The 19785-nt window shown below is 36.8% G+C and carries 20 protein-coding genes and 2 riboswitches; of the genes, 14 read left to right on the forward strand and 6 right to left on the reverse strand.

Features of this window, described 5'->3' with window-relative positions:
* The first annotated feature begins 8 nt into the window (after positions 1-8).
* The 6 genes from ACLRVU_RS09125 to feoB all read left to right on the forward strand — a co-directional run bounded on the left by ACLRVU_RS09125 (position 9) and on the right by feoB (position 6098).
* A complete protein-coding gene (locus ACLRVU_RS09125; protein WP_412891586.1) occupies positions 9-650 on the forward strand; it encodes a lactate utilization protein in 642 nt (213 codons plus the stop codon).
* Positions 651-806: 156 nt separating this feature from the next.
* A complete protein-coding gene (locus ACLRVU_RS09130) occupies positions 807-2534 on the forward strand; it encodes an ABC transporter ATP-binding protein (protein ID WP_412891587.1) in 1728 nt (575 codons plus the stop codon).
* Between the two features lie 12 nt (positions 2535-2546).
* Positions 2547-3122 (forward strand): xanthine phosphoribosyltransferase, encoded by a 576-nt coding sequence (locus tag ACLRVU_RS09135; RefSeq protein WP_412891588.1) that lies wholly within the window; start codon positions 2547-2549, stop codon positions 3120-3122.
* Positions 3109-3804 (forward strand): YjjG family noncanonical pyrimidine nucleotidase, encoded by a 696-nt coding sequence (locus ACLRVU_RS09140; protein WP_412891589.1) that lies wholly within the window; start codon positions 3109-3111, stop codon positions 3802-3804. The genes ACLRVU_RS09135 and ACLRVU_RS09140 overlap by 14 nt, the downstream gene beginning before the upstream one ends.
* 54 nt (positions 3805-3858) lie before the next feature.
* Positions 3859-4086, forward strand: a complete 228-nt coding sequence (locus tag ACLRVU_RS09145) for a FeoA family protein (protein WP_147551613.1) — start codon at positions 3859-3861, stop codon at positions 4084-4086.
* The gene (gene feoB, locus ACLRVU_RS09150) at positions 4083-6098 is read left to right on the forward strand and encodes a ferrous iron transport protein B (protein WP_412891717.1); all 2016 of its coding nucleotides are present in this window, start codon (positions 4083-4085) and stop codon (positions 6096-6098) included. The genes ACLRVU_RS09145 and feoB overlap by 4 nt, the downstream gene beginning before the upstream one ends.
* 97 nt (positions 6099-6195) lie before the next feature.
* Here the strand turns inward: feoB and ACLRVU_RS09155 are convergent, their stop codons facing one another.
* On the reverse strand, positions 6196-7260 hold the full coding sequence (locus ACLRVU_RS09155; protein ID WP_412891590.1) for a branched-chain amino acid aminotransferase: 1065 nt from the start codon (positions 7258-7260) through the stop codon (positions 6196-6198).
* A 170-nt stretch (positions 7261-7430) separates the two neighbouring features.
* Here ACLRVU_RS09155 and ACLRVU_RS09160 point away from each other — a divergent pair, with 170 nt between their 5' ends.
* Positions 7431-7952 carry a transcription repressor NadR gene (locus ACLRVU_RS09160; protein WP_147551619.1) on the forward strand — a complete coding sequence of 174 codons (522 nt, stop codon included), beginning with the start codon at positions 7431-7433 and terminating at the stop codon, positions 7950-7952.
* Here the strand turns inward: ACLRVU_RS09160 and ACLRVU_RS09165 are convergent.
* Entirely contained in the window at positions 7934-8857 is a 924-nt protein-coding gene (locus tag ACLRVU_RS09165) for a Na/Pi cotransporter family protein (protein ID WP_412891591.1), read from the reverse strand. The genes ACLRVU_RS09160 and ACLRVU_RS09165 overlap by 19 nt on opposite strands.
* Before the next feature lie 85 nt (positions 8858-8942).
* Here ACLRVU_RS09165 and ACLRVU_RS09170 point away from each other — a divergent pair, with 85 nt between their 5' ends.
* Positions 8943-10703: an ABC transporter ATP-binding protein gene (locus ACLRVU_RS09170; RefSeq protein ID WP_412891718.1), complete on the forward strand. Its 1761-nt coding sequence runs from the start codon at positions 8943-8945 to the stop codon at positions 10701-10703.
* A gap of 6 nt (positions 10704-10709) precedes the next feature.
* Here the strand turns inward: ACLRVU_RS09170 and ACLRVU_RS09175 are convergent, their stop codons facing one another.
* On the reverse strand, positions 10710-11369 hold the full coding sequence (locus tag ACLRVU_RS09175) for an SGNH/GDSL hydrolase family protein (protein WP_412891592.1): 660 nt from the start codon (positions 11367-11369) through the stop codon (positions 10710-10712).
* Positions 11370-11461: 92 nt separating this feature from the next.
* Between ACLRVU_RS09175 and ACLRVU_RS09180 the strand changes: the two genes are divergently transcribed.
* The 3 genes from ACLRVU_RS09180 (at position 11462) to ACLRVU_RS09190 (ending at position 14059) form a co-directional block, all read left to right on the forward strand.
* Positions 11462-11839 (forward strand): VOC family protein, encoded by a 378-nt coding sequence (locus ACLRVU_RS09180; protein ID WP_412891593.1) that lies wholly within the window; start codon positions 11462-11464, stop codon positions 11837-11839.
* Between the two features lie 58 nt (positions 11840-11897).
* The gene (locus ACLRVU_RS09185) at positions 11898-12542 is read left to right on the forward strand and encodes an HAD family hydrolase (protein ID WP_412891594.1); all 645 of its coding nucleotides are present in this window, start codon (positions 11898-11900) and stop codon (positions 12540-12542) included.
* A 221-nt stretch (positions 12543-12763) separates the two neighbouring features.
* A riboswitch (Fluoride riboswitch) is annotated at positions 12764-12838 on the forward strand.
* 45 nt (positions 12839-12883) lie between these two features.
* Positions 12884-14059: a cation:proton antiporter gene (locus ACLRVU_RS09190; protein ID WP_412891595.1), complete on the forward strand. Its 1176-nt coding sequence runs from the start codon at positions 12884-12886 to the stop codon at positions 14057-14059.
* Positions 14060-14157: 98 nt separating this feature from the next.
* On the opposite strand, the gene ACLRVU_RS09195 is transcribed toward ACLRVU_RS09190, so the two are convergent.
* A complete protein-coding gene (locus tag ACLRVU_RS09195; protein WP_412891596.1) occupies positions 14158-14949 on the reverse strand; it encodes a ZIP family metal transporter in 792 nt (263 codons plus the stop codon).
* Between the two features lie 99 nt (positions 14950-15048).
* On the opposite strand from ACLRVU_RS09195, the gene ACLRVU_RS09200 reads away from it, so the two are divergent.
* On the forward strand, positions 15049-15432 hold the full coding sequence (locus ACLRVU_RS09200) for a metal-dependent transcriptional regulator (protein WP_412891597.1): 384 nt from the start codon (positions 15049-15051) through the stop codon (positions 15430-15432).
* Positions 15433-15453: 21 nt separating this feature from the next.
* Here ACLRVU_RS09200 and ACLRVU_RS09205 read toward each other — a convergent pair whose 3' ends face one another.
* On the reverse strand, positions 15454-16680 hold the full coding sequence (locus ACLRVU_RS09205) for a hypothetical protein (protein ID WP_412891598.1): 1227 nt from the start codon (positions 16678-16680) through the stop codon (positions 15454-15456).
* Positions 16681-16919: 239 nt separating this feature from the next.
* Here ACLRVU_RS09205 and ACLRVU_RS09210 point away from each other — a divergent pair, with 239 nt between their 5' ends.
* Positions 16920-17444, forward strand: a complete 525-nt coding sequence (locus ACLRVU_RS09210; RefSeq protein ID WP_041138145.1) for a hypothetical protein — start codon at positions 16920-16922, stop codon at positions 17442-17444.
* 23 nt (positions 17445-17467) lie between these two features.
* Here the strand turns inward: ACLRVU_RS09210 and ACLRVU_RS09215 are convergent, their stop codons facing one another.
* Positions 17468-18661 carry an acetate/propionate family kinase gene (locus tag ACLRVU_RS09215; protein WP_412891599.1) on the reverse strand — a complete coding sequence of 398 codons (1194 nt, stop codon included), beginning with the start codon at positions 18659-18661 and terminating at the stop codon, positions 17468-17470.
* A gap of 133 nt (positions 18662-18794) precedes the next feature.
* A riboswitch (TPP riboswitch) is annotated at positions 18795-18893 on the forward strand.
* A gap of 65 nt (positions 18894-18958) precedes the next feature.
* Between ACLRVU_RS09215 and ACLRVU_RS09220 the strand changes: the two genes are divergently transcribed.
* Positions 18959-19498 (forward strand): energy-coupled thiamine transporter ThiT, encoded by a 540-nt coding sequence (locus tag ACLRVU_RS09220; protein ID WP_412891600.1) that lies wholly within the window; start codon positions 18959-18961, stop codon positions 19496-19498.
* Positions 19499-19785 lie beyond the last annotated feature (287 nt).

Below are 19785 nucleotides of genomic sequence, written 5' to 3' on the forward strand. Positions count from 1 at the left end.
GAAAAGAGATGGATCAGAATTTAAAGACATTGATGGATCTAAAGATAGAAAAGACGAGGAATGCATTGATTAAAAATAATATGGAGGCACATATTGTAGAAAATACAGAGGAACTAAATAAATTAATAAGTAAGTTAATTAAACCGGGGACATCGGTCAGTGTCGGCGGAAGTCAAACCTTGTTTGAAGCAGGGATGATTGATCAATTAAGAAAGATGCCTATTACATTTAATGATCGTTATGATCAAAGTTTATCTGCAGAAGAGATCGATGATGTGCATCGTCAGGCCTTTTTAGCGGATTACCTGATTACCAGCAGCAATGCGATCACAGAAGACGGGCTGCTTTATAATGTAGATGGGAAAGGAAACCGTGTGGCAGCTTTGATTTTTGGACCTAAACATGTCATTGTGGTGGCAGGTATCAATAAGATTGTTCCTGATTTAGAGGCGGCAATGAAACGTGTCGAAAACGTAGCAGCACCGGCAAATGCTATTCGTTTAAATAAAGAGACACCATGCACTAATTTTGGTCATTGTGCTCACTGTAAATCCAAAGACCGTATCTGTTCTCATTATGTTGTGACAGGGCGTCAGGGAGCTCCCGGGCGTATTAGTGTTATTTTAGTAAAGGAAAGTTTAGGCTATTAATCCTAAACTTTTTTTTCTTATATTCATGGATAAGCGATTTATGCTATAATGAAACAAATCACTATGAAAGGAAGATTTACTATGAAAAAAACAATGATCGCAACAACAATAAAAAAGAGAGGTCATAATAAATAGGCCTCTATACTAGGAGGAACTATGAAATTTAACATTAAGAAATTTATTTCTTACTATAAGCCTTATCGCTGGCTGTTTGTAAAAGTGCTGTTTTGTGCGTTAGTCGCAGCAGGCATTACTTTGATTTACCCTTTGGGAATTCGTTACATTACCAAAGTATTATTGGTACAGGATCCACTCGGAGCTGTACGACCTATTTTGTTGATCGGATTAGGATTACTGGGACTGCTGGGGATCCAAACCTTCTGCGGCGGCTATTTTGATTATCAGGGACATGTCATGGGTGCTAAAATGGAAAGTGACATGCGTAAAGAGTTATTCACTCATTTAGAGAACTTATCTTTCCGCTATTTTGATAATCACCGTGTCGGAGAATTGATGTCACGTATTACTCATGATACCTTGATGTTAGCGGAATTGTACCATCATGGACCAGAAGACGTGATTATTTACTGTGTGAAATTCTTTGGGGCAATGGGAATCATGCTTACTATCAATTGGAAAATGACCCTTGTTTTGATTATCTTACTGCCGATTATGTGCGGCTATGTGCTGTTTTTTAGTAAATGGGTGCATCGAGCAGCCAAACAGGGATATGAGCGTATCAGTGATATCAATGCACAGATCGAAGAGACCTTTACCGGGATCCGAATGGTTCAGTCATTTACCAATGAAGAAGTAGAAAAACAAAAGTTCGAACAGGAGAATCGCCGCTTTTTAAAAGCTCGTAAGCGAATATATGGCAGTGAAATGCTCTGCTATCAGGGAATTGATACATTTGTCGAATTAATGAGCATTTTGATTGTTGTAATTGGCGGAATTTGGATTACCAAAGGAACGATGGATTTAGCGGATCTGATGACCTTTATTTTATATGCCGGATATTTAACCGAACCGATCCGTCAGCTGACACGCATTATCACTCAATACCAAGATGGCTTAGCTGGATTTCAGCGCTTTATGGAGTTATTGAATACACAATCGGAGATTCAGGAAGTACAAAATGCAATCGAATTAACCGATGTAAAAGGACAGATCACTTTTGAAGAGGTCAGTTTTGCCTATGAAAAGGATCAGGAGAATATTTTAGATTCTGTTTCTTTTGCTATTGAAAGTGGGGAATATATGGCTTTAGTGGGACATTCCGGAGGCGGTAAGACAACGCTTTGTTCTCTTATTTCTCGCTTTTATGATATTAGTGAAGGGAAAATTCTGATCGATGGGAAGGATATTCGAGAAGTGACGATCGAGTCATTAAGAAGAAATATTGGAATTGTTCAGCAGGACATCTACTTGTTTTCGGGAACTATCATCGATAATATTCGTTATGGAAGGATGGAAGCTTCAGAAGAAGAGATCACTCTTGCCGCAAAGAAAGCCAATGCACATGACTTCATCATGAATCTGCCAGAAGGCTACCATACCCATATCGGACAAAAAGGAATCAAGCTTTCCGGTGGACAGAAGCAAAGAATCAGCATTGCCAGGGCATTCTTAAAAGATCCCGCTATTTTGATCTTAGATGAGGCTACAAGTGCCTTGGATAGCAAAAGTGAAAAAATTATACAGGAATCATTAGAAAATTTAGCGAGGGGCAGAACGACCTTGGTTATTGCTCATCGCCTGAGTACCATTAAAAATGCGAGCCGTATTTTAGTAATCGATAATCATCATATTGCTGAGGAAGGAACGCACACGGAATTAATAAATAAAAACGGGGTATATGCCCATTTATATCAAACGATTTAAAGGAGAAGAAGTATGTTATTGTTAGAAGAAGAAATCATCAAAAGAGGGAAGATCATTAACGGAGAAATATTGAAAGTTGATTCTTTCTTAAATCATCAGGTGGATCCGAAGCTGATGGAAGCCATCGGAGAAGAATTCTATCACCATTTTAAGAAATATCCGATCACGAAAGTGGTAACGATTGAAACGAGTGGAATCGCTCCGGCTTTGATGTGTGCTTTAAAATTAGACGTACCGATGATTTTTATTAAGAAAGCACAACCTTCTACAATGCAGGAAGCGTACGTTTCTCATGTCTTTTCATTCACCAAAAATAAATCTTATACAATTTGTTTATCTAAGCATTTAATTGATAAAGATGATCATATACTATTTATAGATGACTTTTTGGCAAACGGTCAGGCGTTCTTGGGTGTTGAGCAGATCATCCATGAAGCCGGTGCCGTTATTGAGGGAGTCGGGATCGTGATTGATAAAACATTCCAAGACGGTCATCTATTGATAAAAGAAAAGGGATACGATCTGTATTCGTTAGCTAAAATTAAAAGCTTAGATGAAAATGGGGTAATTTTTGATGAGTCGATATAATACATTGTTATTTGATTTGGATGGAGTAATTTTTGATTTTAAAAAAGCCGAGAAACACTCTTTCATTGAAACATTCAGGAAGATTGGCATTGACGTAGATGAGTCACTATTCAAACGCTATCATCAGATCAATGATCAATTATGGAAAGAATTTGAACTGGGACATGTAACAAAGGATGAGGTCACAGTTGGACGCTTTAAACAACTATTTGAACAGTTAGGATTCGACTATCCTTATGATCGCTTTGCCAGTGATTATCAGGAGGGTTTGGCGGATGGCTATTTTCTGATTTCGCACGCTAAAGAGACACTGGAAACTTTATCTTCAACGTTTCGTTTATTTGCAGTGACTAACGGTGTATCGAAAACAGCGTTTAAGCGTTTGAAAGGAACCGATACATTGAAGTATTTTCAAGACGTGTTTGTATCAGAAGATCTGCATGCACAAAAGCCAAGTATGGAATACTTTAATCAGGTATTTTCAAGGATTAAAGGCTTCAATCCGAAAACAACTCTATTAATTGGAGATTCACTGACATCCGATATACAAGGTGCAAACAATGCCGGACTGGACAGCTGCTGGATCAATACAGCTAGGCAGCCGCTCACAGGATCCGCAGTTCCAACATATCAGATCACACATATTGAAGATATATTTGAAATATTAGTTAAACGCGCCTAAAACAGTTTGAAGCGTTTAACTTTTTTTGCTATAATAGGGCAAAGGGGTGAAATTATGACGTTAGATTTAGTACAGCCGGGGATGAGTGCTACCGTCGAAACCGTCGGGGGAGAAGGTTTATTGAGAAAGAGATTGCTGGAAATGGGGTTAACGCCCAATACTTTAATAAAGGTGAGAAAAATAGCACCGATGGGGGATCCTATCGAAGTTTATTTAAGAAGCTATGTATTGACAATCAGAAAAGAAGATGCAGCTAAGATTACGGTGAAGGGGGTAAAATAGTGGAACATTTGATTGCTTTAGTAGGAAATCAAAATTGTGGGAAAACTACTTTGTTTAACCAGTTGACCGGATCAAATCAGCATGTGGGTAATTTTCCGGGAGTAACAGTTGAAAAGAAAATGGGAACAATGAAACGGCATAAAGATATTACAATCGTTGATTTGCCGGGAATTTATTCGTTAACTCCTTATACATCGGAAGAGATTGTGACAACGGATTTTTTATTGAAAGACCGTCCGGAATTGATTATTGATATTATAGATGCAACTAATATCGAAAGAAATTTATATCTTACTTTACAGATGATGGAATTGAACATTCCAATGGTTATTGCTTTAAATATGATGGACGAGGTAGTAGGAAGCGGAAACAGCATTGATGTATCAGGGTTATCAGAGGCTTTAGGAATACCGGTATATCCTATTTCAGCCAGCAAGGGAGACGGTATCATTGACCTGGTCAATCAGGTCAATGCCATGGTCAAAAACCGTCCGCCGGTTCACCATGTTGATTTTTGTTCCGGGGAGATCCATCGTGCGATTCATGCGATTCGCCATTTAATTGAGGATCATACTGATCGTCTGCGTTTGCCAAATCGCTATGTTGTCACACGCTTAATTGAAGGAAATGAACATTTAGAACGAGAATTGGGCTTAACAGATGAAGAATGTCACATTATTCATCATATTGTGGAAGAAATGGAAAAAAACCTGCAGACCGATCGCGAAGCAGCAGTTGTGGATATGCGCTATAACTATATTGAGAAAGTCTGCCAGCAGTGTGTGTTTAAAGAAGGCGAAACGAATGAACAGATTCGTTCTGAAAAGATTGATAAATTATTGACGAATAAATATTTAGCGATACCGATCTTTATTGGAATTATGTTCCTGATCTTTTATTTAACGTTCAGTGTTATTGGCGGACCTCTTCAGGAATTGTTAGAGGGAGGCATTGATCAATTTAATCAGATGCTTTCAGGCTTATTGCAGACCTGGCAGGTGAACGATCTGCTCCAATCTTTAATCATTGACGGTATTTGCAGCGGGGTAGGAAGTGTCTTATCTTTCATGCCGATTATTGTCGTCTTGTTCTTCTTTTTATCTTTATTAGAAGACAGTGGTTATATGGCGCGTGTTGCTTTTGTAATGGATAAGTTTTTAAGAAAACTGGGGTTATCCGGACGTTCATTCGTACCGATGCTGATCGGCTTTGGCTGCAGTGTGCCGGCGATCATGGCAACACGTACCTTATCCTCTGAACGTGACCGTAAAATGACCATAGTGCTGACACCCTTTCTGTCATGCAGTGCCAAGCTTCCGATTTACGGAATGATTACTGCGGCATTCTTTTCAGAGAAAGCGGCTTTAGTCATGATTACGATTTACTGTATTGGAATCTTTGTTGCGATTTTATCAGGATTACTATTAAAAAGCACCGTATTAAAAGGAGAACCGGTTCCCTTTGTATTGGAATTACCAGCTTATCGCATTCCTTCTTACAAGAGTGTTTTGATGCATATGTGGGAAAAAGCAAAAGACTTTATCAAGAAAGCGTTCACGATTATTTTTATTGCTTCAATGGTTATTTGGTTCCTACAGTCTTTTTCATGGAACCTGACTTTAGTCGCTGATAGTTCAAACAGTATTTTAGCGTCTATTGGAAACTTTGTTGCCCCAATCTTTAAACCGATGGGATTTGATGACTGGCGTGCTTCTACAGCTCTGATTACCGGAATTACAGCTAAAGAATCAGTTGTATCTACACTAACGGTTCTCCTTGGCAGTGATAATTCCATGATGCTAAGTCAGATGCTGCAAACGATCTTTACCCCTCAAAGTGCCTTTGCCTTTTTAGTGTTTACGGTACTCTATATGCCTTGTGTAGCAGCTTTTGCTGCAACTAAAAAAGAACTGGGATCACTAAAGGAAGCCCTGTACTGTGCCTTGTTTCAAACCGGAACAGCTTACATCGTTTCACTCGTTGTTTATCAGCTTTCCTTACTGATGATGTAGCTTTCTAGTTTAGAAAAAATGACAAAATAATAAAAATATATGTTACATTGTATTTGCTAACATAAGTATATAAAAAGAGGCGCTCAAAGCGTCTCTTTTACTTTATAATTCTTGTCCACTGATATGGATCTTCTATTTTTCCCCATTGAATACCGGTTAATGTATCATATAAACGCTGTGTTAATGGTCCGGTTTTGAAATCATTGATTGTGACAATATCCTCTTTATAATTCAATTCTCCAACAGGGGAAATAACCGCTGCGGTTCCTGTCCCAAATACTTCCTTTAAAGTACCGTTGTGTCCGGCTTCCATTAAATCATCGATGCTTAATTCTCTTTCAGAGACTTTATATCCCCAGTCTTTAAGCAGTCTCAGCATGGAATCACGTGTTACACCGGGAAGTACAGAACCATCGATTGGGGCAGTGATAATCTCATCACCGATATAAAACATGATATTCATTGTTCCCACTTCTTCAACGTATTTACGATGAACGCCATCAAGCCATAGTACCTGTGTATAGCCTTTTTGTTCTGCTTTAACCTGTGCTGCAACACTGGCAGCATAGTTGCCTCCGCATTTTGTAAATCCGGTTCCACCTTTAACAGCACGAACATATTCATCTTCTACCCAGATCTTAATCGGATTTACACCTTCTGGATAATAAGCGCCTACCGGTGAAAGGATAATGATAAACTTATAGCTGTTCGCCGGATGAACCCCCACACTTGGCTGAGCGGCATACATGAAAGGACGAATGTAAAGTGATGTATCCGGTGCTGTTGGAATCCAATCCTGTTCATATTTAACGATCGCTTCGACGGCTTCAATAAACATTTCTTCAGGTAAAGCCGGCATACATAAGCGGGCATTAGAATTAATCATTCTTCGTGCATTCATTTCCGGTCTAAACAACATAACATCCCCATTTGGATTACGATAAGCTTTTAATCCCTCAAAAGTTTCCTGTGCATAATGCAGCACCATAGCGGCAGGATCCATGGCAATCGGCTCATAAGGTGTAATTCTGGCATCATGCCATCCTTGCCCTTCATCATAATCAATCGTCAGCATGTGATCGGTAAAGTAATTCCCAAAACCAAGATGATTTTGATCCGGTTTTTCTTTTAAATGTGTACTTCGTGTTATCTTGATATCCATATATAATCCCCTTTTTTAATGATTATAAGTAATAATACGCTTTTTTATTAGTCTTTTCAATAGTTTATTCCTATTATCTAAATATTTTTGTGATATTTCGCTTTCTTACAAAAAATATCTATTTTAATTAATTTGAAACCTTGCTATAATGGGGAGTAAGGGGTGAAGATATGGAAAAAGAATTGCGTCAGGCAAAAGTTTTAGAATTGATTAGAGAGACGAAAACTCCTTTAAGTGCCGGAAAATTGGGAAAAATGCTGGGTGTCAGTCGTCAGTTGATTGTCGGGGATATTGCCTTACTGAGAGCAAGTGGGGAAAAGATTTTCGCAACCCCTCGCGGCTATTTACTAGAAGAAGCTAAAGAAACAGGCATGACTGCTCAAATTGCCTGTATACATACACGTGATGAGATGGAAGAAGAGTTAAATATTATTGTTGATGAGGGCGGAGAAGTCGTAGATGTTATTATAGAACATCCGTTATATGGCGAATTACGTGGCAATCTTCATTTAATGACACGCCATGATGTACGTGAATTTATTGAAAGCTGTCAAGCTCAGGAAGCACCGCTTCTTTCCAATCTGTCTAATGGGGTTCACCTTCATACGATTCGCATAAAAGATACCGAGACGATTGAACGCATTGAAAAGCATCTGCGACAGGCACATTTGCTTTATGAAAAAGAAGAATAGTGAAACATCTTTTCGATACATTTGGAAATCATATTATTAAATGGCATAATGGCAATGATTGAAACGAGATTGAATAGGGCATGAAAAATAGCCAGCTGCATTTTAACAGGTACAACAAAGGTCAAGATGTAATTATAGATAGGAATGTAGAAAATAATAAAGACAACAGCACCGATTAAATTGAATAGAAAGTGATACATCGCTGCCATTTTACTTTCTTTACTGCCGCCAAGACTGGCAATATAAGCGGTAATGGTTGTTCCGACATTACTTCCTGTAATCATAAATAAGGCAATCGGCAGATTGATGATATTCAAAAAGCATAATTGCTGGATCAATGCAACAAAGGCACTTGAAGACTGGATACAGGTAGTCAGCAGGATACCGAAAATAAACGAGAATAGTTTATGCTGAGACATCAATAGAATTAGTCCCTGAATCTGAGGAAATTCAAGAATCTTAACGAGTTCGCTTTCCATCAAGGTGATACCAAAAAACAAAAGACCAAAATAGAAGATTCCCAGTGCGAGCTTGGAGTCTTTTTTGACCATATAGAAAACAATGCCTAAAATTAAACATAACGGTGCTAAGCCTTTAATCTCAATACCGGTAATAAATGCAGTCACCGTGGTTCCCAAATTGGCTCCCATAATAAAGCCGATACTTTGTTTAAAGGTGACGATATCCGCACGAATCAGTGAGATAATGATTGCGGTCGTCCCGGAGCTGGATTGAATCGTTCCCGTTAAAATAGTTCCCGCTAACAATGATAAAAAAGGATTATCGGCATATTTGGAAATCTTTAATTTGACAGAATCCGTCACACAGCTTTTTAAGAGTGATGAAATCTGAGTAATACTAAATAAGAATAATGCTAATCCGGATAAAATAGATAAAATAAACATAGGACACCTCCTTTATTCATTATATGTGAGAGGTACCTAAATATTTTGTGAGGTTATGTTGATATTTGCCTTAAAATCCTGTAAAATGTATCGAGTAAACAGGGGAGGGAAAAATGTGAAGAAATTTAAGAAATTTATCTCTTATTATCGACCGTATAAAGCTTTATTTATAGCCGATATGATATGTGCCAGCATTGCGGCGGGAGTGACCTTGGTATTCCCGATGGTAACACGCTATATTACCGGAACGATCTTGCAGATAGAGCCAATTGAATTCAATGCGATCTATAAACTGGGGATCTTTATGATCGTTTTAGTTGCGGTAGAATATATTTGCAACTATTTTATTGCGTATCAGGGACATGTCATGGGAGCTAAAATGGAACGTGATCTGCGTTCAGAATTGTTTGCTCATTATCAGAAACTGTCATTTAGCTTCTATGATGATCAAAAAACCGGACAATTGATGTCACGTTTAACCAATGACTTATTTTCATTGACTGAGTTGTATCATCATGGACCGGAAGATTTACTGATTTCACTGATTAAGTTTATCGGGGCATTCATTATTTTGATGACCATCGATGTTCAATTAACACTGATTGTTTTTGCTTTCTTACCGATTATGGTTATCTTTGCTTCTTATTTCAATAAGAAGATGAATCAGGCATTTACCAACAATAAACGTAAGATTGGGGATATCAATGCCCGTATTGAAGATAATCTTTCCGGGATTCGTGTGGTGCAGTCTTTTGCGAACGAGGAAAAGGAAAAAGAAAAATTTGCTTACAACAATAACCAGTATGTTTTAAGTAAGAAAAACAGCTATAAGTATATGGGAGGGTATCATTCGGGATTAAGCGCCTTCATCAGTATGATCACAGTCACAGTCATCATTGTAGGATCTGTTTTAATTGGGAAACAACAGATGTCTACACCGGATTTAATTGCTTTTATTCTATATATCAATAACTTAATTGATCCGGTTAAAAAGCTGATTAATTTTACTGAACAATTTGCAGAAGGAATTACAGGATTCAACCGTTTCTTGGAAATGCTGGAAATCGAACCTGATATTCAGGATCAGCCTAATGCCGTTGAACTGAAGCAGGTCAGTGGTGAAGTCACTTTTGAACATGTCGGATTCAAATATAAAGAAGGCTTGGATTATGTTCTTAAAGATATTGATCTGCATGTTGAAAGTGGAGAATATATCGCTTTAGTAGGTTCTTCGGGTGCCGGGAAAACAACAATCTGCAGCTTGATTCCACGTTTCTATGAAGTAAGCGAGGGACAGATTTTAATTGATCATCAGAATATTAAAGATGTAACGTTAAAATCGCTGAGACAAAATATCGGAATCGTTCAGCAGGATGTTTATTTGTTTGCCGGAACGATCATGGATAATATCCGTTATGGGAAGCCGGAGGCGACAGATGAAGAAATCATAGAAGCCGCTAAAAATGCAAATGCACATGATTTCATCATGGAATTGCCGGAAGGCTATAATACCGACTGCGGTCAGCGCGGGGTAAAATTATCGGGCGGACAGAAACAGCGTTTATCGATTGCCCGTGTCTTTTTAAAGAATCCGCCAATCTTAATCTTTGATGAAGCAACCAGTGCTTTGGATAATGAAAGTGAAAGAGTGGTACAGGAATCATTGGAAAAACTAGCTCAGAATCGTACAACGTTTGTGATTGCACATCGTTTATCAACTATTAAAAACGCTAAACGTATTATTGTACTGACAGAAGACGGGATCGCTGAACAAGGCGATCATGAAACACTGCTTGCTAAAGATGGTGAATACGCAAAATTGTATAATATGCAGTTTAAAGCTTAAAACGGATCAAAAGATCCGTTTTTTTGTATAGTCAGCCATCAATGCCTGTACTTTATTAGTTGGGTGTAAGCCATCGCTTAAACATTCTGATTCTTCCATTAATTCTTCAATCGTCAGCGAATGCAGCTTACTGTATTCACGAATCAGCGCATAGAGATCAACACATAATAAATCAAAATGAAACGCAGTATCACGAATAATTTGGGTAACTTCGTCTAAATGATAAAGACGATTGGGATAACTTTCGTTATCGATAGTTGATGGCGGCGGTGTCATTAAAACGACCTGACTACCATGTTTTTCAAAATGATGAATCATTGAGACTAAATCCAAACGAAGCTGTTCCATCCCATTTGGGATTTTACGGTTATTTGCTCCTACCAGCAATAAAACTAGATTTTCCTGATGATAAAGCTGATCAAGCCCTTTTAAAATTTGAGCAGAATCCGCTCCGCAGCAGCCATTGTTAATCAGATTCAAATCAGGATAGTCAGATCTTAAATCCTGTTCAAGCAGGGCAGACCAGCTGTTTTGGGACTTACTGCGATACCAGATTTTATCATCAAGCTCTAAGATCACTTCATTTGTATGACAAAAAGCAGAACAGCCCTGACCGGCTGCAATGCTGTCACCTATAATGTTTATTGTAAATTGATTTTGTATCATCTTGTTAAGTCCTCTTTAATATTTTCCCCATTATAGCATATCTTATGTTTAAATAAAAAGAAAACAGCCACGCTAAAAGAGGAGATGATAAAATGATTAAAACCATTTCAAAAATTACCCTATATGTAAAAGATCAAGAAGAAGCTGAACGTTTCTGGGTAGAAAAACTTGATTTTAAAGTAAAGATGAAACAGCCAATGGGAGAAAACCATTATTGGCTGGAAGTATGTCCAAAGGATGCTGAAACAAGTTTTGTTCTATATAATAAAGATATGATGAAGAAGCAAAATCCCAATACCAACCTAGAACATCCTTCGATTTTACTTTCAAGTCCAGATGTCATGTTTACGTTTCAAATGTTGAGTGATCGCGGTGTAAAAGTGGATCCGGTGATTGATATGCCTTACGGCAAGATGTTTACTTTCTATGATCAAGATGGAAATGCCTATTTGTTGAGAGAAGACAAATAAGCATTTCTTTTTTTAATAAACCATGATAGAATATGACGAAAAGAACGGAGGTATATAGATGAATACAATTTTGTTTGATTTAGACGGAACATTGACAGATCCTGCATTAGGAATTACCAACGCAGTAAGCTATGCATTAAAACATTATGGAATTGATGAAGACTATCAAAATTTACTGCGCTTTATAGGACCGCCGTTAGTCGATAGCTTTATGGAATATTACGGGTTTAATCAGGAAAAAGCACAAGAAGCGATTGTCTATTATCGTGAATATTTCAGTGATAAAGGTCTGTATGAAAATGAGGTCTATGACGGCATGGAAAATTTATTAGCTGCACTAAAAGATAAAGGATACATATTAGCTGTAGCAACAAGTAAACCGGAAGAATTTGCGAAAAAAATATTGGATCATTTCCACCTTTCTCATTATTTCACAGAAATTTGCGGAGCAACAATGGACAGCAGCCGTTCTAAAAAAGGAGATGTTATTGCTTACGCTTTAAATCAGTTAAAGATTTCAAATCCAAACACTGCCATTATGGTTGGGGACCGACAGCATGATATTGTCGGGGCACATCAAAACCAATTAAAAGCGATCGGCGTTTTATATGGTTATGGCGATGAAGCGGAAATGAAGGAATATCAAGCCGATTATATTGCCAAAGATTTAAAAGAATTAATGGACATCTTGTCTGCTTTATAATCATTCGCTAATTTAAGTCTATATTTTGTTTGATTATTATATAAATTTTTTTGAAATTTGTTGAAGACAGGAGAAATTTATCATATTTCCCAGGAAAATGTCATTAAAAACCTTAAAATGAGCAGACCATTACTGCATGCATATGGGTATTTATAATCAGATGAATGTAGTATGAAAAACTTAATAGTTTATTGTTGACAAATCTCTGACAAAACTTTATACTTTTTGCAGGGAATGAAGTTCTCCCTTAGTGATGAAACTAAAACTGCTTACGAGCTAATGACTTCTACATTTCATAATGTAGGGGCATTAGCTTTTTTTATGCCAAAGGAGGAAGTTGTATGTTGTTAAGTATTGCTTATATTTTAATGTTAGGAATGTTTATGGGATGGTTTTGCAAGAAGATTAAATTACCTAGTTTGACCGGAATGATTATCACCGGGATCTTATTAGGACCAAATCTTTTGAATTTAATTGACAGTTCTATATTGAATATATCATCTGATTTAAGGCGAATTGCTTTGATCATTATTTTAATGAGAGCCGGTTTGTCTTTAGATTTAAATGATCTTAAAAAAGTAGGCAGACCAGCCATATTAATGTGCTTTATACCTGCATGTTTTGAAATTTTAGGAATGGTTCTTCTTGCGCCTAAATTGCTGGGAATATCTTTATTAGATGCAGCGATCATGGGAGCTGTTGTCGGAGCAGTTTCTCCTGCTGTGATCGTACCTAAGATGCTGAAACTGATGGAAGAGGGGTATGGAGCTAAGAACAGTATTCCCCAACTTATATTAGCGGGAGCTTCGGTTGATGATGTCTTTGTCATTGTTATGTTTTCTGCATTTACCGGTCTAGCTCAGGGAAATGCTGTATCCGTGCAAAGCTTTATTAACATTCCGATTTCAATTATTTTGGGAGTACTGATTGGGATTGTGATTGGCGGAATTCTAGCTAAATATTTTGAAAATGTGCATATCCGTGATACGGCGAAAGTCATTATCCTATTATGTATCGCCTTTATATTAGTGAGTTTAGAGGATCAGTTTTCAACTATTATTCCTTTTTCTGCATTGATTTCAATCATGAGTATGGGAATTATAATGCAAAGAAAACGTGAAAATGTCGCTGTGCGTTTATCCACTAAGTTTAACAAACTGTGGGTTGCTTCAGAAATCATCCTGTTTGTTTTGGTAGGCGCAACGGTCGATCTCAGCTATGCCTTGTCAGCTGGGTTAATGGCAATTATTCTAATCTTTGGTGTCCTTGCTTTTAGAATGTTAGGAGTCTGGTTTTGTCTGGTAAAAACAAAACTGGATAAAAAAGAGCGATTGTTTTGTATGATAGCTTATACACCCAAAGCAACAGTACAAGCGGCTATTGGTGGTGTACCTTTAGCGATGGGATTAGCTTGTGGGGATATCATATTAACTGTGGCGGTTTTAGCTATTTTAATTACAGCTCCGCTTGGTGCCTTTTTCATTGATTTTACTTATAAACGCTTATTGAGTAAGTAAAATTAATAAAAGGTTGAGATAACAATTTTACTATTGAGAAATCATTTGTATAAAAGAACTGACTTTATGTTTAAAAAAGCCAGTTCCTTTCATTGATTTTATCCTAATAGGATATCGAGAGCCATCATGATAATAAATCCAACCATACAGGTTAAAGAACCTAAAATCGTCGCATCATTCTTTTTACTTTCAGGAATTAGCTCCTCAACAACGACAAACAGCATGGCACCACCGGCAAAAGCTAAGGCATAAGGAAGAATTGAATTGAAAACAGTAGCGGCTAAATAGCCAAGTAAGGCTGCGGGTACTTCTACCATTGCGGAATATTGCCCATACATCATGGCTTTAAATTTAGATGTACCGGCTTGATGCATCGGTAAAGAAATAGCTAAGCCTTCCGGAAAGTTTTGAATTCCAATTCCAATCGATAAGATTAATGCGGCAATGCGTGCTTCCGGATTTGGATTTGCAAAAGCAACGCCAACTGCAAGTCCTTCAGGAATATTGTGCAGAGTCATCGCCAGCATCAGCAGTTTGGCTCTGGAAAAATGTGATGATCTTCCTTCCGTTTCGTGGGTCAAAAGATGTTCATGCGGTAAATAACGATCCATCAAACCGACAAAGATCGCCCCGACCATAAAAGCAACCGGTAAAAAACCTAGAAAATATTTTGGCTGTCCTTCCAGCAGATCGATTGCAGGCATTAATAAAGAAAAGAAAGTAGCAGCAATCATGATCCCAGATGAACTTCCCAAAGCAATCTCATTTAGCTTATGATTATGGTCATTCACTAAATAAACAAGGGTTGAGCCAAGAAAAGTAGAAAACCAGTTAAATAGTGAGCATAGAAATACTATCAGTAAAGCAGGTAAAGCAAGTAGTTGTCCCATATTTTCCTCCATTCTCTATAGACTATGCCATAAATAAAAAAAGAGTGAAACTTGTAGAACGTTTAAAAATATGGTATTCTAAGCACAAGGAGTGATATTATGAGCGGGATTACAATCGCAATGGAAAATTATTTGGAAATCATTTATGAATTCCAGCAAAACGGCAAAAAAGCCAGAGTCAGTGATATTGCCAAAAAGAAAAATGTAAGCAAGGCAAGCGTCAATAATGCGATGAACGTATTAGCTGAATATGGTCTTGTTATTAATGAAAAATATCATGATATCCTACTTACTCCTGCGGGTGAAGAAAAAGCTAAATTTATATGTGAAAAGCACCATGTCATTCAGCTGTTGTTTGAAAAGGTGTTGGAAATAGAAGAAGAGCAGGCGAGTGAAGATGCCTGTCTGATCGAACATGTCATTAGCGATTATTCGGTAAGTAAGATCAAGAATTTTTTAATAAAAAATAAATACTATAAATAAAAAAGGGATTGCTCCCTTTTTTTAGTCTGAATATTCAAGTGTTAGTAACACTGCACGGCTTGTCTGTTCATCTTTTTTACGATCATATGCCGGTATAACAGTATATTCAACAACATCATATTTTTGCACTTCTTCATCATAAATATAATCTGCTTGTCTAAAGAAGATTGTATCATCCTGAGGTGTCTTGATGTTACCGAATTGTTTTTCTTTGTTGTAATAGATGACTTTGCCTTGAACACGTTCAACCAGTTTATCTAAATGAGTTGTCAGTTCTTCCATCAAACGATCATAAATGATTCCACTGTCTTCATTGGCATAGGGATCATTTTCAATTTCTGCGATTTTTCCGGCTTCTTTTTCAACCTTCTTCAAGAATAATGAAACAAGATCAGCTAAAGCTGTATATTCCGCTTTCTGACATGCCTTTAACAAGTTTTTAAATAGATCGGTTTTAGTAACATCATATCCGCTTTGATAAAGATCATAAAGCAGGAATGTGTTGGCTTTCTTATCATCATTCAATGAAGAATACGTAGTATACAATACTTCATAGAAATTGATATCTCTAATCTGTCCCTGCAAGGCTAAAAAATCACGCTGACCTTCTTCATAGTTGCCTAAAGCTACTTGACTGCATGCACGATAATATTTAATCCATTGTAAATTACGATAATGGAAATTATGGATCATCGCTAATGCATTGTTTGCATAAGTAATGCAGTCCTTGTAATTTTGCATATCATAATGTACCTTGACCATCTGGCGATACCATCTTTCCAATGGCGATTCGCCTTCTTGATTTCTTTCTTTGATCAGTAACGGCTGATCAGATAACAACTTTGGATCCAATAATTTTAATGTTTCAAGATATTTGTCATAATTGATTGGATTTTGTGAAGTGATGTACTTGATCATACGATTGACAGTGACTTCATATGGAGAGTACTTCTCCTGTTTGCACATTCCCAAAATATCATTGGCAAAACTGAAGAATAGAAATTCATTTTCAGAAATTTTATTTACCGGGATATTAATATGTTTATTGTATAAGGCATATCCATATTGGTTGATATATCCTTTTAAGTTTGGGCACATTGAACGGAAAGTACTGCCAACTTCAATCGCTTCATCAAGCAACCCCTCGTTTTTTAATGAGCGTACATAATCTGTCGCTTCATAGTCATTGAAAGATGTCACATCATCCTCAAATTTTTTTGCATAACCACTTAAATCTACTTTTGTCATAACTTTGCCCTCCTGTACAACATTATAACACTGTTTCTTATAAAAATAAATTTTTAAAGTCATTTTATAGCAGGAATTATTCACTAATATAGAAAGAATGTTAAGGATTGAATCGTTTTTTGAAGAATTCTTGATGATTTACTTTTGGGAAGATATGAATGAAATCAAAAAAAGAGTGAATACTGAAAGTGTAGTAAATAAGAGAAAAAATGTGAATAGTGAATTAGGAGGATAATTTTATGGGTATGAATGAAGATTTATTTGAAATCAGTAAATCCCTATCTCATATTAAAGAAACAGGTATGTATGATGTTGAAAAATATTGCTGTTCCCTGCTGCATTTAACCAATCAGTTAGAATATTTCTACTGCAATCTAGTCCCTAAAGGTTCCGGTGAAAGTGCAAGCACTTATTATCGTTTGCATGATCGACCTAAGGAACATCAAATGGCATATTTCAATATTGGGCGTGGATTCCCCAAAGAACTGATGGATGGTCATTGGTGTTATGTACTAAAAGATCTGGGATATAAAGCATTAGTCATTCCGAGTACATCTATAAAAAAAGATTCTAAACCGTGCCATCCTCAGTTTGAGATGGATATAGAAATTGAATATTATGGGAAAAGATTAAAAAGCAGAATACAGCTGAGTGATATACGTTCTATCGATATGCAGCGATTAGATTTAAGAAAACCGTTTTGTCCTGTTTTTACTGATCGAGAAGTGATTAAAGAATTTGTTGAAAACAATTTACTGAAATAAAAAAAGAGCCGAAGCTCTTTTTATTATAAGTTTAATAAACGTTTAGTATCTCTAGCAATGACTAATTCTTCATCAGTAGGGATAACAAAGACTTTGATCTTTGATTCAGGTGTACTGATTAAGGCTTCTTCACCGATTGCTTCATGGTTGATGTCTTCATTGATTTGAATTCCTAAAGCTTCTTTGATAGCTTCTAAGATATCATGACGACCGCTGAATGAGTTTTCACCGATTCCAGCTGTAAAGGCGATCGCATCACATCCACCCATTTGAACAAAGTAGCGTCCGATATAATCAGCAACACGTCTTACGAAAATCTGTCTTGCTAATTTCGCTCTTTCGTTCCCTTCCTTCATTGCCTTTTCAACATCTCTGAAGTCACTTGAAACACCAGAAACACCTAACAGACCAGATTGTTTATTTAAGATATCAATCATTTCTTCTACAGAAATATTTGTTTGTTCGCAAATATAAGAAATAATAGAAGGATCAACATCACCAGAACGAGTTCCCATCATGATACCTGCTAACGGAGTTAATCCCATTGAAGTATTAATTGATTTTCCATCTTTAACAGCACTTAAACTTCCACCAGCACCTAAGTGACAAACAATGATCTTTGAATGTTCAGGATTTCCTAATTTTTCAATAACTTTTTGTGATACATAGAAGTGGCTAGTCCCATGTGCCCCGTATTTTCTTACTTTATTTTCAGTGTAATATTTATATGGGATTGGATAGATATATGAACTTGGTTCCATTGTCTGATGGAATGCTGTATCAAATACCGCAACCGCTCCAGCAGTAGGAATGGCTTCTTTAAATGCATAATAACCGGTTAAATGAGCTGGGTTATGTAAAGGTGCCAACGCTCTGATCGCATCGATCTTATCTGCTGTATCTTGATCAAAGATAGCTGAAGAACTGAAATATTCTCCACCATGAACCACACGGTGACCAACACCTTTGATTTCGTCTAAAGAATTAACAATTTTTTTATCAATCAAAGCTCCCAGCAACAAATGCACTGCTACTTTATGATCTTTGATTGGTAATGTTTTTACGTCTTTTTCACCGTTGTATTTGATTGTAAAGATCGCATCGTCAAATCCGATTCTTTCGATAACTCCGGAAGTGATCGGAGTTTCGTCATCCATTTCAAACAAACGGAATTTTAATGATGAACTTCCTGCATTAACAGAAATAATTTTTGCCATAAATACACCCCTTTTTTTAAAATCAATTCTATTATATGCCTATTTATAAGAAAAGACCATACTAAAATGTGTTAATTATTTAACAAGCTTCCTATAAAAAATACTTGCTATTTAGGGGGAATGGTTCTATCATAATATCTGCCAGGGGTGCATCTGCTGAGAGAACCAATGTTCAACCCTTTGAATCTGATACTGGATAATACCAGCGTAGAGAGAGCTAAATAGGAACTATTGGCTTTCCGCTTTGGAAAGCTTTTTTATTTGGCGGTGGCATTATATAAAGATAGGAGAGAAAGTATGAAAAACAAAAAAGTATTATGGATGAGCTATATCGCAATGTTCATCGCCTTAGAAGTCGCAATGGAATTTGTCAATCGGGCAATGCCCGGCATGCCGTTTGGCGGCAATATTTCATTTTCATTGATCGCCATCTTTTTGGCGTCTTACCTTTTAGGTGTTAAAGGCGGCATCATTGTAGGGGTAGGGTCTTCCATCATTTTATTTGCAGTGGGGATCGCTACTTTTTGGGGATGGTGGTCTGTTGCATTAGACTATTTAATTCCATTTGGAGTATGTGGCTTAGCGGCACTGATTAAAAATATCCGTTTAAAAAACGGCTGGGAGGTTCCTATTGGAATAGGTTTTGCGATGATTTTGAAGTTTTTATCTCATTATTTTTCCGGAGTCTTCCTTTTTTATCAGAATACGCCAGCAGGAATGAGTAAATATTGGTATTCCTTTATCTACAATTTACCTTATAATTTGGCAACTTTAGTAGTTTGTTTCGTTCTTGTGATGGTTTTATTACCAAAATTAAAGAAGGTTGTCAAGCTGTAGTGTGTATACACACACATGACTATCATTCATAGTGAGATTTGCTATAATGGTTGAGTAATGGAAATAAGTAATGAAATTTAGGGGATTTACGCAATAAACAGTGGATCAAACGGAGTTTAAATGTGAAATTCAAAGTGAGTTTCCCTAAATTAGTTGAAAAAGCAACTTTTTTATAAAGCTGCTTTTTTTGTGTATCAACAAAATTATTTAGACATAATCCGACAAGATATTTAAATAAAAACTCAAATATGCAAGAAATGTGTAGACACACTTACCTATTTATCGAA

It is taken from the genome of Beduini sp. (genome assembly GCF_047239305.1).
In the GTDB taxonomy this organism is placed as follows: Bacteria; Bacillota_I; Bacilli_A; order Erysipelotrichales; family Coprobacillaceae; genus Beduini.

Excerpts from the sequence above, each read along its gene's own strand:
- ACLRVU_RS09170 (WP_412891718.1), top strand. The coding sequence starts at position 8,943 with ATGTATCGAGTAAACAGGGGAGGGAAAAATGTGAAGAAATTTAAGAAA.
- ACLRVU_RS09195 (WP_412891596.1), bottom strand. The coding sequence starts at position 14,949 with ATGGGACAACTACTTGCTTTACCTGCTTTACTGATAGTATTTCTATGC.
- ACLRVU_RS09190 (WP_412891595.1), top strand. The coding sequence starts at position 12,884 with ATGTTGTTAAGTATTGCTTATATTTTAATGTTAGGAATGTTTATGGGA.
- ACLRVU_RS09200 (WP_412891597.1), top strand. The coding sequence starts at position 15,049 with ATGAGCGGGATTACAATCGCAATGGAAAATTATTTGGAAATCATTTAT.
- ACLRVU_RS09130 (WP_412891587.1), top strand. The coding sequence starts at position 807 with ATGAAATTTAACATTAAGAAATTTATTTCTTACTATAAGCCTTATCGC.
- ACLRVU_RS09155 (WP_412891590.1), bottom strand. The coding sequence starts at position 7,260 with ATGGATATCAAGATAACACGAAGTACACATTTAAAAGAAAAACCGGAT.
- ACLRVU_RS09185 (WP_412891594.1), top strand. The coding sequence starts at position 11,898 with ATGAATACAATTTTGTTTGATTTAGACGGAACATTGACAGATCCTGCA.
- ACLRVU_RS09140 (WP_412891589.1), top strand. The coding sequence starts at position 3,109 with ATGAGTCGATATAATACATTGTTATTTGATTTGGATGGAGTAATTTTT.
- ACLRVU_RS09210 (WP_041138145.1), top strand. The coding sequence starts at position 16,920 with ATGGGTATGAATGAAGATTTATTTGAAATCAGTAAATCCCTATCTCAT.
- ACLRVU_RS09205 (WP_412891598.1), bottom strand. The coding sequence starts at position 16,680 with ATGACAAAAGTAGATTTAAGTGGTTATGCAAAAAAATTTGAGGATGAT.
- ACLRVU_RS09215 (WP_412891599.1), bottom strand. The coding sequence starts at position 18,661 with ATGGCAAAAATTATTTCTGTTAATGCAGGAAGTTCATCATTAAAATTC.
- ACLRVU_RS09145 (WP_147551613.1), top strand. The coding sequence starts at position 3,859 with ATGACGTTAGATTTAGTACAGCCGGGGATGAGTGCTACCGTCGAAACC.
- ACLRVU_RS09160 (WP_147551619.1), top strand. The coding sequence starts at position 7,431 with ATGGAAAAAGAATTGCGTCAGGCAAAAGTTTTAGAATTGATTAGAGAG.
- ACLRVU_RS09175 (WP_412891592.1), bottom strand. The coding sequence starts at position 11,369 with ATGATACAAAATCAATTTACAATAAACATTATAGGTGACAGCATTGCA.
- ACLRVU_RS09125 (WP_412891586.1), top strand. The coding sequence starts at position 9 with ATGGATCAGAATTTAAAGACATTGATGGATCTAAAGATAGAAAAGACG.
- ACLRVU_RS09135 (WP_412891588.1), top strand. The coding sequence starts at position 2,547 with ATGTTATTGTTAGAAGAAGAAATCATCAAAAGAGGGAAGATCATTAAC.
- ACLRVU_RS09165 (WP_412891591.1), bottom strand. The coding sequence starts at position 8,857 with ATGTTTATTTTATCTATTTTATCCGGATTAGCATTATTCTTATTTAGT.
- ACLRVU_RS09220 (WP_412891600.1), top strand. The coding sequence starts at position 18,959 with ATGAAAAACAAAAAAGTATTATGGATGAGCTATATCGCAATGTTCATC.
- ACLRVU_RS09180 (WP_412891593.1), top strand. The coding sequence starts at position 11,462 with ATGATTAAAACCATTTCAAAAATTACCCTATATGTAAAAGATCAAGAA.